The sequence below is a fragment of the Streptomyces sp. WAC06614 genome (assembly GCF_003949795.1).
GTDB lineage: Bacteria > Actinomycetota > Actinomycetes > Streptomycetales > Streptomycetaceae > Streptomyces.
In genome coordinates, this window is sequence record NZ_RPRY01000233.1 from 1 (window position 1) to 11,206 (window position 11,206).

The window sequence follows — 11,206 nt, forward strand, 5'->3', positions numbered from 1 at the left end:
GGCCGGGCCGGGGCGCGGCTCATTCCTTGATCTGGAGGACGGCGGCCGCCGCGAACTCGATCGGGTTGACGGCGGCCTCCGGCATGGCCGCGTGTCCGCTCCGGCCGTGCAGGAGCGCGGGCGGGGGCCGGGGTCGGTGCGGAGTTTGGTGAGGGTCCGCCAGTTTTTGAGGTGGGCGAAGCCGCGCTCGACGGGTGCGCGCCCGGCGGCGAGGACGCGGTCGGCTTCCTTCTCGCCCGGGGTGGGTTTGCGGGTTCGGCCGGCGGCGTAGCCGGTGACGATCACGGGGTCGAGGAGGTCGTTGTCCAAGCCGCGGAAGCCGTGGTCGGCCAGTGCTCCGAGGCCGGCGGCGCGTAGGTGGGTCAGGATGTGGTCGTGGCGGGCGGCGGTGTTGTCGCGGGTGCGGCCGGGCCGGGCGGCGGATATCCAGATCAGCAGTGGCTGCGGGTGATGACGCCCTCCTTGAGGAGGCGCGTCAGGAGGGCGGTCGTGCCCGGGGCCGGGGGGAGGTCGCATGGGCGGAAGCGGTCGCGGGTGAGGAGGTCGGCGAGGAGCGGGGTCATCGCCGCCGGGAGGGTCAGGCCGCGGGCCCCCAGGGTGAGGACCAGGCGGTCCCCTCGCGTCTCGGCGTTCAGGACGGCGTGCGCGTTCACCGTGTACTCGGTGTCCTCGTCCGGTTCGGGCGACAGGACCTGGCCGGCGGGATGGCGGACCGGGGAGGGGAACTCGGGGGCACCGGCCGCGCGGACCAGGTCGACCAGGGCGGAGTCGTCCGCCGTGGCCAGCCACTCCATCAGCTCGGTGCGCAGGGCCGCCATGTCCTTCTCGGCCGCCGCCCGGTCCCTGAAGAAGTCCGTGCTCAGCGGGAAGCGGCCGGGCAGGCCGGGGGCGCGGGCGGCGATCCGGGTCCACGCCCAGTGGCCGGTCCACTCGTACAGGCTGATGGTGAGGTGCACCGAGGCGGTGTCCGTGCTGCGTGCCGAGTGGACCCAGCCGCGCGGGAGCCAGAGGCAGTCGCCGGACTCCAGGGTGAGGGTGCGGCCCGATCCGTCGTCCTCGGGCAGGGGCCTGCCCGTCTCGTGGCTGAGCGGCTGCACGAGCGCGGGGTCCTTCAGCGTCCACCGCTTGCTGCCGTGGATCTGGACGATGAAGGAGTCCTGGGTGTCGTAGTGGTCGCCGAAGCCCTGCGAGCCGGCCGGTGTCACGTACGCGTTCACGTTGACCGGACGGCCCAGGTCGTGGCCGAGGCGCCGGCCGAACTCGGCGAGCGGGCCGTTCAGTTCCTGCAGTCCCTGGAAGACGAGGGTGGCCCCCTGCGCCAGCAGGCCGGAGATCTTGCGCGGGTCGGCCACGTCCGGGTAGAGCAGGCCGCCGTGGAGGCAGGACGCGTCGGGCACCTGCGCGCCGTCGCGGATGACCCGGAACGCGGGCCTGCGCAGCGCCCGGTCGGTGAGCAGGCGGTCGACCTCGGCGAGGCCGAACAGGTCGGAGAAGTCGTCGGCGGCGCGCCGCAGCCGGGGTTCGCCGGGCAGGTGCGCGGCGAAGCCGGGCGGGTCCTCGACCAGGCGGCCGAGGGCGGTGCGGCGGGGCGCTGCCAGCGCCCGGGCGGTGGTGGTCATCGGGTGCTCCGGTGGAGGTCGGCGGAGCGCGGGGGGAGCGGCGCGAGCCTGGCGTAGGTGAGGAGTTCGTCGGCGATGCCGAGGCCGAGGCGGTTGTGCAGCATGTGCAGGTGGGAGAAGAGCAGCCGGCCGGGCCGGACCCCGGGGGTGCTGCGCCACACCGCGGCGGCGGCGGTCAGTTCGCGCTGCCACGGGGCGAGCGGGCCGGTGCCGGACGCGGCGGACGCGATGACGGCCCGTTCCTGCTCGGCCTCCCCGGGGGCGGTGCCCGCGGCCGCCACCCACCGGTCCACGTCGTCCGGGCCGTGGCCGTAGCCGAGGAGCCAGCGCCGCCACGAGGCGAGGCCGTGCGCGCGGAAGGCCTCCGCGTCGGGGCCGTCGCCGAGCGCGGCGGCCGCGCACGCGGCGGCGCCCAGGGCGAACAGGGCACGGGCACGCCGGCCCCGCGGCCGGGAGGACAGGAAGCCGAGGACGAGGCTGCTCGACGACGTGAACAGGGACTCGGACAGGGGCATCAGCCTTTCGCCGCCGTAGCGTCCGTACTCCGGTTCGTACGCCGCCCCGTACACGCCCGTGGGCAGCGGAGGCGTGCCCGGGGGCAGGGCGGAGCCGTCCTCCCCGGCGCGGGCGAGGCGCTGCGCCTCGTGCCCGAAGGCGGAGTCACCGAGGGGTTGCTCGCCGTCGCGCAGGGCCGCGGCGCCGGGCAGGGCCTCGCGCAGGCGGCGTTCCGTGGCGTGTGCCTCGTCCGGTTGGAGGCCGGCGACGCGCAGTCGCAGGTGCGGGCCAGCCTGCCAGTAGCGTACGAAGAACCACGGCAGGCCGGGGTGTGCGGCGACGGCCGGGCCGACGGCTCCGTGCAGGACGCGGTCGTGGACGGACTGCGCGGACGAGGGCAGGTGGAGGTGCCAGGCCGTCCACGTGCCGGTCGGCGCGGTGCCGGTCGTGTCGGGGGTGCGGGCGGTGGTGGTCACAGGCGCATGTCCCATACCTGTTCGGTGAAGCGGCCGGTGCCGCTGATGACGGAGAGCAGCACGGTCTCGTCGGGCTCCAGGCCGAGCAGCCGCTGCACGGGGATCTCGTCGAAGGCGCGTGCCGGGCGCGCGTACAGGCCGTGCGCGGCGGCGGACAGGGACAGGCCCTGCGTCATCCAGCCGGCGGCGTACTGGGCGAGCGTCCATCCGGCGGGGCCGAAGTCCTCGACCAGGCGGGCGGGGCGGGCCGTCAGGAACCACAGGGTCGTCGCGTGGCGCACGTCGCAGCCGTTGCCCGGGGTGAGCGGGTAGCCGTACTCGCGTTCCAGCCGGGCGTGGAGTCCGGTGCCGGAGGTGTCCCGGGCCTCGACGCGGGAGCCCCGCACCTCGTAGCGGCCGGCGGCGAAGCTGTCGACGTCCTGGACCACGGCGGTGACGCGGATCGCGTCGGCCACCGCCCGCAGGAGGCCCGGCGGCGGTACGGCCAGCCATGCCGCGGCGTCGGTGAGCGCGGTGGACGGGACCCGGCGGCGGCGGCCGTTCATCCCCGAGAGACGGCGCGGCATCCGGCCGGCGGTCCGCTCGAACAGGACCTCCGCCCAGGAGGGCCCGCGTTCCCCGGGCAGCTCGGGTATCGCGCCGGCCAGCGGCGCGGCCGGACCTCCGCACCGCTGGGTGCGGTTGACGGCGACGACCTCCGCGAGGGCCGGATCGGGGCACGCGGCCCCGTCCCCGGCGGACCCGGCCGACGCGAAGGATCCGGCGGCCCAGGCCGCCGCGAGGGACCCGGCGGGCGGGGCCGCCGGGGTGGAGGCCAGGGCCGCCGCCTGGGTCTCGACGACCAGGGGCAGGGTCCACTGCCAGGCCGGGGCCAGGCCGAGCCCGGCCGGCAGCTCGGTGCCGTCGGCGCCCGGGAGGCGCAGCCGGCCCGCTACGCCGAACAGTTCCATGGCGACAGCCAGCGCGCGCAGGTTGATGCCCAGCTCCAGCTCGGTCAGCGGGCCGCGCAGGGGCCGGTAGTAGTCGGGCAGGTGCGTGAAGCGGCCCGCGAGGACGACGGCCGCCGGTTCCCCCGCCGCGCCTGCGCCGGCCATGTCCAGCAGGGCGTGCCGGCCCGGGTCCACGAAGCGGCGGCGGCCGCCGCCGGTGACGAAGGCGTGGACGGGGAACTTGCTGCGCACGGACGCATAGCCGCGATGGTCGTTGTACGGGTTGGACGGCTCGCGGCGCTGGATGCCGAAGGCGGCGACGAGTGCGTGGCCGAGGCGCCGCTCCGCCGTGTCCGGCCGGTCCACGGTCTCGGGGGTGACCTGCCGGCGCGGGTACGGCAGGTCGGAGAGGTGTTCGTGGGTGCCCGTCGGCAGGGGTGTCCGGTGGTCGGGCAGGGTGCCCGGCGGCAGGTCGCCGGCCGTGCTCACCGGGTTCCCGGTGACCCGGATCGGGGCGGTGACCAGGGCGTTCCCGGCTCCTTGGGCGAAGGCGAACCGAAGGACGTCCCGGGCGGACAGGGCAGCCATGGATGATCTCCTGGTCAGGGGAAGGGGTGGGGGTCGTACGGGGCTGCGCCGGCGGGGCGTCCGGCCTCGGTGAGGGCCCGCTCCAGCCTGGGCAGACCCGTCAGCCGCTGCTGGGCGTGGCCGAAGCACATCGGGACGATGCCGGGCACCACGGCCTTGGCCACGGCCAGCCCCAGGTCGGCGTGTTCGCGGGTGGTCTGGTCGACGATCACGACGGTGTCGAGTCCGGCGTCCGCGTAGAGCCGCTCCGTCCGGCGCAGGGCGCCGAGGACGTCACCGCCCGCCTCGGCGCGGAACCGCTCGGCCGCCTCGGGGAACGCCTCGTCGAGGCCGACCGTCGGGCCGCCCAGGACGGTGGCGATGCGGGGCAGCGTCTGCGGCAGGGAGTACAGGACGTAGTGGTCCTCCAGGACGTCGACCCGGTACGGGTCCGCCAGCAGCCGTTCGGCGTCGGCACGCTCCCGGTCGACGGGCTCGCGGACCAGCTGCGCCAGTTCCCACAGGGCCCCGCGTACCGCGCCGGCCGGGTCGGCTCCGGATCCGGCGGTGGACCAGGTGGCCGGGTAGCCGCCCTCGCGGTGCACGGCGAGCGCCCACACGGCCGGGATGGCGATGTCCTGGGTGGTGACCAGCAGGTGGGCGTCGTAGCCGCGGGCCTCGATGGAGGCGAGGAGCATGCGGCTGACCGGGTCGTCCAGCGAGCCGGGGTCCAGGGCGGGCAGCGGCCGGGCGCGGTGGAAGGCCAGGAGGAAGGCGTCCCGCTCGGCCAGTTCGAACAGCGAGTGCAGTGCGGCCTCCTCCAGGCTCGACCCGAGCGCGCAGCCGCTGGAGGACTCCGGCTGGAACTGCCGGCGGCGTCCGGCCGGGGCCCGGCGGGCCCGGTGGCGGGCCATCCGCTCGGTGTACTCGTACTGGTAGAAGCCGACTTCGGCGGGGACGAGCAGCGGTTCGCCGTCCCGGAGCCGGTGCCCCCACACCCAGTCGCGGGGGGTGCCGGCGTCGCCGGGCAGCACGCGGCTCATGGGGTGGGCGAGCTGCTCGGCCGTGTACCCGCCGAGGGAGGCCGGGTCCAGGGCCCGGCCGCGGAGGTCCGTGTACGGGGTGTCGGTGAGTACGGCGCCGTGGTGCGGGAAGCCGGCGAGGCGCTCGTACACCTCCAGCACGGCGAGCGGCTCCGACCGGTCGAAGCGCGGAGCGCGTCCGTAGCCCCAGGCCTTCGCGTCGGGGTGGACGGCGCTGCTCATCGCGAACGGCGCGTTCGTGTCCCGGATGACACCGAGGACGGGCCCGAACCGGGGGTCGACGACGCGTTCGCGCAGGTGGGTCCGGTCCAGCAGGCCGCGGCCGTGCGCGCCGCGCGCCGGGTCGCCGGGGTCGGCGGGGCGGGAGACGGGCTCCCAGCGGGGCGGCGGGGCGGCCGGGTCGACCGGGGTGGTGTCCCGGTCCGCGCACACCGGGCAGGCGAGGCTGCGGCGCACCCGGTGCCGGCCGCTGCGCAGGCCGCCGACGGCGTGGAGTTCGCCGGGCGCGGGCGGCGTCCGCAGGAGGGAGGCGACGGCCGTCTCCAGCAGTTCCGGCAGGAAGGGGGACTGCGTTCCGGGCGGCAGGCACGGTACGGCGAACTCCTCGACGAGCGGGTGGTCGGCCGTGATGCGCAGTCGTGCCTCCGCGCAGCCGGCGCAGCCGGCGGGGGTGCCGGGCACCCACAGGGGTCCGACGACCGCCTCCGTGCCGAGGACGCGTACGGACAGGTGCGGGCGGCGTGCTTCGGCGGCCGCCGCCGCCCGCCACTGCCGTGTCTCCCATGCGAGGTCCCAGCCGGCGTTCACGGCGACGGTGGCGCCGGTGGTGCGGGCGAGCGGTTCCAGCAGAGCTGCCAGGTGCGCGCCGAGGTCCGCACCGGCGGTGAGGCCGGGGCCGGTCGCGACGCCGGTGGCGGTGGCGGGCGTGGCAGTGGCGGGCGTCGTGGCGGTCATCCGGCGCTCACCCGGCCGTGTGCGAAGGGGATTTCGCCGAGGACGGGGTCGCGGTCGGCGGGGCGGCCGGTGAACTCCATGCCCCGTGCCGCACCGTATGCGGCCACCTCGGCCCGCAGCGCGGCGACCGCGGCGTCGTCGGCGGTCTCCAGGGCGGCGGTGCCGGGTCCGTCACCGCCGGGGTCGGTGCCGCGCGCCGCCCGGGTACGGATCCGGGCGAGCGCTCCGGCGAGGGCCTCGGCGACCGCGCCGTCGGCGTCCGGGCCCCAGGCGGCGGCGAGCGGCGTGCCGTCCTGGGCCGCGACGCGGGCCAGCGGCCAGGACAGGCCGGGCAGTTCGTGCAGCTCCACGTGGAGCGGGACGTCCTCGTAGTCGGCCAGTACGCGCCACAGCCCGCGGGGGCGCGCCGCCAGCGCCTCGTAGTCGGCCGGAGTGCCGGCGGGGCCGGTCCCAGCGGTCAGCAGCCGCAGGGCACCGTCCAGGAGCCAGCGCTCGGTGGTGGTGCCGGCCGCGGCGACCGCGTCCGGCCCGGTGGGCAGGGCGGAGCGCAGCACCGCGAGCGCGGCCTGGAGGGCGGCCTGCTGCTGGTTGTCGCCCGGGGCGACGAAGGACCGGGCGTCGGCGGCGGCCGGGCGGGCCTCCGCGAGAGCGACCGGGAGCTGCGGCAGGTCGTAGGGGGTGGGCAGGGCGTACAGGCCGGCCCAGGGCCCGGCGAGGGACTCGACGGCCTCGGCGGTCTCCCCGGCCGCGGGGGCGGGCTCGGAAGCGACCTGGGACAGGGTCACGGACGGTGCGTCCGGGCCGTCGGGGTGCACCGGTGCCTCGACACGGTCGGCGGCGGGTTCCTCGCCGTGCACGAGGTGGACCTCGGCGGGGTCGGCGCCCGTGGTGAGGGCGTGGAACACGGCCCGCCCGGCGAGGGCCCCGGCGAGGGCATCGCCGACGGGCCGGGTGACCGGCGCGGCCGGCCGCGCGGCGGCGTGGCCGGCGATCCGCCGGTGCAGTGCGGTGCGGCGGGCGGCCGCGTCCGGGCCGTCGAGGACGGGGCCGACCAGGATGAACGCCTCCTCGAAGGCCACCGGCACCACCGGCCGGCCCTGCGGCAGGCGTTCGAGCCAGGCCGCCCAGGCGTCGGCCGCGTCCGCCGGGCCGTCCTGTTCCGGGGCCCGGCACAGGACGTACGCGTCGGCGTCCGCTGCGGCGGGCGCACCCTGCGGGCCGAGCTCGTGGACCTCGGCGCCGAGTTGGCGGGCGGTCGTCGCGACGGCCCGCGGATCCGGTACGGCCAGGAGCAGCCGGCCCACCCCGGCGCGGTGCAGGCCGCGGGCGGCGGGGGCGACGGCCTCGGGCGGCCCGCACAGCAGCACGGCCGAGGCGCGCAGCGTCGCGAAGTGGCCGTACGGGTCGTCACTGGCAACCTCCAGTTCGGCGAGGGCGCCCGCGTGGCGGCGTCGTTCGTCCTGCGACGGCGGCGGCGCGGTGAAGCGGGCCGGGTCGAGGAGCAGGCCGTGCGCGTCGAGGGTCTTCAGCAGGAGCCGGACCACCGGCCGGGACCGCTCGGTGCCGAGCGCGGCGACCAGGTCGTCCTCGGTGCTCCCGTCCTCCAGGGCGGGGACGCACACTTCGGCGACGCCGAACAGGGCCTCGGGCCCGCGCAGCACGAACTGTCCGCGGCCGTGGCCGAAGTACACCCCGCTCTGCACGGGTGCGTAGTGCAGTCCGGGCCGCAGTATCCGCAGGTCGCTCAACGTTCTTCCTCCGTCGTGTACGTGAACCGGCCCCCCGGGGCCCGTCCGATCTCCACCACCCACTCGAAGGCGTGCGCCGAGGCGCCCACGCCAGGCAGTGCCTCTTCGGCGTAGCCCGTCCCGCCGCGTTCCAGCAGCCGGGGCAGCACCCGTGTCATCAGGGCGCTGCGCAGGTCGGCGTACTGAGGCTTGCGCCGCCTGCGGTCCCGCGCGGTGGCCCGCCGCGTGGGGTCGGCCACCGTCTTGAAGACCACCTCGGGCGGTACTCCGTGCCGGGCCCGCCACGTGGTGAGCGCGAGCAGCCGGTCGGGGTCGCCGGGACCTGCCGCGAGGGCGGTCTCGAAGTCCTCGCCCGGGTACCAGCGGCGACGGGACAGCACGACGTCCCCGGCGGCGAGGCGCGGGCATGCGTGGGTGGCGGCGGGGTCGCCGCCGGCGAGGCGGTGCCGGGCCCCCGCCACGTCGTTGACGAGGCGGCCGCCGCTGAGCAGCCAGGTGGCGATGCGCAGGGGCGCCGGGTACAGCTCGGGGAACCCGGCGCCGAGGGTGACGGCGCGCAGTTCGCGGCCGTCGGGGCGTTCGACGCGCAGCCTGTCGGCGGCCGGGTCGTGGGCCAGACGCAGGCCGTACCAGTCCTGGGCGTGCAGTCCGTCGGGAAGGACGGGCGGGTGGGCGTTGACGTTGAGGCGGTGCAGGCCGAGGTCCTCGGCGACGGCCGCGCCGTCGTGTCCGTAGCGGGTCGTGAGCCGGTCGGCGAGGTGCCGGGCCGCGGTGCCGCCGGCCGCGGCGTCGGCGGCCAGGAAGCGTCCGTAGAGCATGCCGTGTCCGGCGTAGGCGTCGTTGACGACGAGCCGGTCGCTCACGGGCTGGACGAGCACCCCGTACGAGACCGGGTCCCGGCGCAGCGCCTCAGGCAGGCCGTCGGTGAGCGCGGCGAGTTCGGACGGCTTCCACCGCACCTCTTCGTCGGCCGGGTCACGGCCCGCGAGGTCCGCGTGGAGCACCTCCAGGGCCCGTTCGCGCAGGGCGCGCAGGGATTCCAGGGAGCCGTCGGCCGGGCCGAGACCCTGTTCGCCGTGGACCCGGTAGCGCAGCTCCCGGTCGTACACCTCGCGCACCAGGCCGTCGGCGTGCTCACACAGCGGGACGCTCGCACCGGTACCGAAGCGGGCGGTGAAGGCGGCGGTGAGCAGCTGCCGTACGTCGTGCATGCGGTCGAAGAGGCTCTGGAACTCCACCACGTCGCCCAGGTCGGCCAGTTGCCGCCGCCAGGCCCGGGTGGTGAGGGCCGGGGGCGGGGCGACGTAGTCCTCCTCGACGAGCAGGGTCGCGGGCCGGCCCGCGGCGCGGCTGAGTCCGGCGGCGGCCTCCCGTACGGAGGACAGCACGGCGGGGCGTTCGGCGGCGGGCGCGGAGGCCAGCCGGGGCAGTTGCTCCCGGACGGTGGCCAGCTGGCCGCGGACCTGTTCGGCGCCGGGCCCGTGGGGCGGGGCCAGCGGGTCGGCGTGCCAGTCCTCGGGGCCTGCGGCGGTGCACAGGATGCCGACGTGCACGGCGTCGGTAAGGGTGCGGACGGCGTCGGGGATGCTGAGGTCGAGGACGCGGGCGGCCTCGGCGGCGACGTCGGCGATGGGGCGGGGGCCCATGGCGGTGAGCGCAAGCACGACGCGCAGGGACTCGCTCGGCGGAGCGACGAGCAGCCGCACTCCGGCGTCGGTGGCGTGGAGGAAGGAGTAGCGGCCCGTGTCGGGGTCGAGTTCGGCAGTGGGCGGCCGCTGCACCCAGCCGTCGGGGGTGGGCCGGCGGCTCGGCGCGCCGGGGAGGCCGGCGCCGACGTAGTCCGTCATGACCCGGTCCAGGGACGGGTGGGACACCGCTCCGGTGAAGGCGGCCTCGCCGGGGCCGGTGCCGTGGTCGCCGGGGACGGCGAGGGCGACGGCCGTGAGGCGGGAGAGGGGGCTGGTGCGGACCATGGCGCGGGTGACGTACTGGAGCAGGCCGCGCTCGGACTTGCGCAGCCGGGCGGGGGGCTCGCCGGTCAGGGCCGCGGCCTGCCGGTAGCGTGCGGCCGCGCCGTCGACCTCGGGCGCGAGCAGCGCGAGGGAGCGGCGCAGGTCCTCGTCGCCCAGCAGTTCCGCGAGGCGGCGGCGCTCGCGCGCGACGGCCGCGCCGTGGGCGTCCCGCACCTCCTGGCGCAGCCGGACGAGCCGCTTCCGGGCGGCGTGCCAGTGCGGTACGGCGGGCACGGGGGGCGCGGCGGCGAGCGGGCCGGGGGTGCGGCCGTTGTGGATGGCCCGGCGCACTGCCACGAGCCGGGCCCGCTCCTCCCCCGTGCTGGCGCCGATGCGGGCGTACAGCTGGTCGGAGCATTCGGCGGCGAGCGCGGCGGTGTCGCGTTCGGCTGCGGCCAGCCGTGTCACGAGGCCTGCGAGGGCTTCGTCGGCCAGGAGGGTGCGGCGCAGCGGGTTGATGCGGAGCATCCACACGGGCTCCCCGCCGCGGCCCTCGCGAGTGGGGGTGGAGGTGGGGGTCACGACAGGCCCTTTCGCAGGAGGCGCCGCTGTGCCAGGACGCAGAGCACGAGCCCGCCGGCCGTCCAGGCGAGCAGGACGAGGCTCGTGCGGCCCGTTTCCCAGCCGTGCGCGGGTTCGGCGGCGGCCAGGGCGTCGGGCAGGAGCGCCGCGCGCATGCCCTGTGCCAGCCACTTGAGGGGGAAGAGGGCCCCCACGTGCTGGAGGGCGTCCGGCAGCTGCGCGAACGGGTAGTAGACGCCGGACACGAACTGGAGGAGGACGAAGGGGAACTGGAGCACCGCACCGATGCCCCGCCGGTCGGTGACCAGGGAGCCGATGGCGACGCCGAGGAAGGAGTTGGCCAGCGCGCCGAGGAGGAACACCCACAGCAGCAGCGCCCAGCGGGCGGGCGAGGCGGGCAGGACGAAGCCGAAGGCCGCCCAGGCCACCACCGGTACGAGGACCAGCTGAAGGGCGCTGAGCGCCAGCACCAGCAGGGCCTTGGACAGGAAGTACGCGACCGGGCTCAGCGGGGTGCCGCGCAGCCGCTTGAGGGTGCCGTCGCCGCTCTCCAGGGCGGTGCCGATGGCGAGGGTGTTGAAGGCGGCGGACATCACGCCGGAGGCGAGGACGCCTGCCACCACGACGCCGTGGAGGGGGACGGAGGTGCCGGGCACGGACCCCTTGAAGAGGGTCCCGAACAGCAGCATCAGGGCCAGGGGCAGGAGCGTCCCGAAGACGATTGCGGTGCGGTTGCGGAAGAAGACCCGTATCTCGGCCCTGCCGCGACGCAGTCCGGTGGGGACGGCGCCGGGCAGGGCCCGGCCGGGGGTGGCCCGGCGGGCGGCGGCCGGGCCACCCC

At 76.9% G+C, this 11,206-nt stretch carries 8 protein-coding genes; all 8 read right to left on the reverse strand.

Features of this window, described 5'->3' with window-relative positions:
• The coding region (locus EF918_RS38505) for a transposase family protein (protein ID WP_260610664.1) at window positions 1-516 on the reverse strand (516 nt) is incomplete at its 3' end.
• Window positions 432-1,619 (reverse strand): cupin domain-containing protein, encoded by a 1,188-nt coding sequence (locus EF918_RS25485; protein ID WP_125650882.1) that lies wholly within the window; start codon window positions 1,617-1,619, stop codon window positions 432-434. The genes EF918_RS38505 and EF918_RS25485, both read right to left, overlap by 85 nt.
• Window positions 1,616-2,590 (reverse strand): thiopeptide-type bacteriocin biosynthesis protein, encoded by a 975-nt coding sequence (locus tag EF918_RS25490; RefSeq protein ID WP_185921915.1) that lies wholly within the window; start codon window positions 2,588-2,590, stop codon window positions 1,616-1,618. Before EF918_RS25490 ends, EF918_RS25485 begins: the two co-directional genes overlap by 4 nt.
• Window positions 2,587-4,107, reverse strand: a complete 1,521-nt coding sequence (locus EF918_RS25495; protein ID WP_125650887.1) for a nitroreductase family protein — start codon at window positions 4,105-4,107, stop codon at window positions 2,587-2,589. The genes EF918_RS25490 and EF918_RS25495 overlap by 4 nt, the downstream gene beginning before the upstream one ends.
• A 14-nt stretch (window positions 4,108-4,121) precedes the next feature.
• A complete protein-coding gene (locus EF918_RS25500; protein WP_125650889.1) occupies window positions 4,122-6,083 on the reverse strand; it encodes a TOMM precursor leader peptide-binding protein in 1,962 nt (653 codons plus the stop codon).
• On the reverse strand, window positions 6,080-7,831 hold the full coding sequence (locus EF918_RS25505) for a hypothetical protein (RefSeq protein ID WP_125650891.1): 1,752 nt from the start codon (window positions 7,829-7,831) through the stop codon (window positions 6,080-6,082). The genes EF918_RS25500 and EF918_RS25505 overlap by 4 nt, the downstream gene beginning before the upstream one ends.
• Window positions 7,828-10,365 carry a lantibiotic dehydratase family protein gene (locus tag EF918_RS25510; protein ID WP_260610666.1) on the reverse strand — a complete coding sequence of 846 codons (2,538 nt, stop codon included), beginning with the start codon at window positions 10,363-10,365 and terminating at the stop codon, window positions 7,828-7,830. Before EF918_RS25510 ends, EF918_RS25505 begins: the two co-directional genes overlap by 4 nt.
• Window positions 10,362-11,206 (reverse strand): ABC transporter permease (locus EF918_RS25515; protein WP_148141262.1); only part of this gene is annotated, 845 nt, incomplete at its 5' end. The genes EF918_RS25510 and EF918_RS25515, both read right to left, overlap by 4 nt.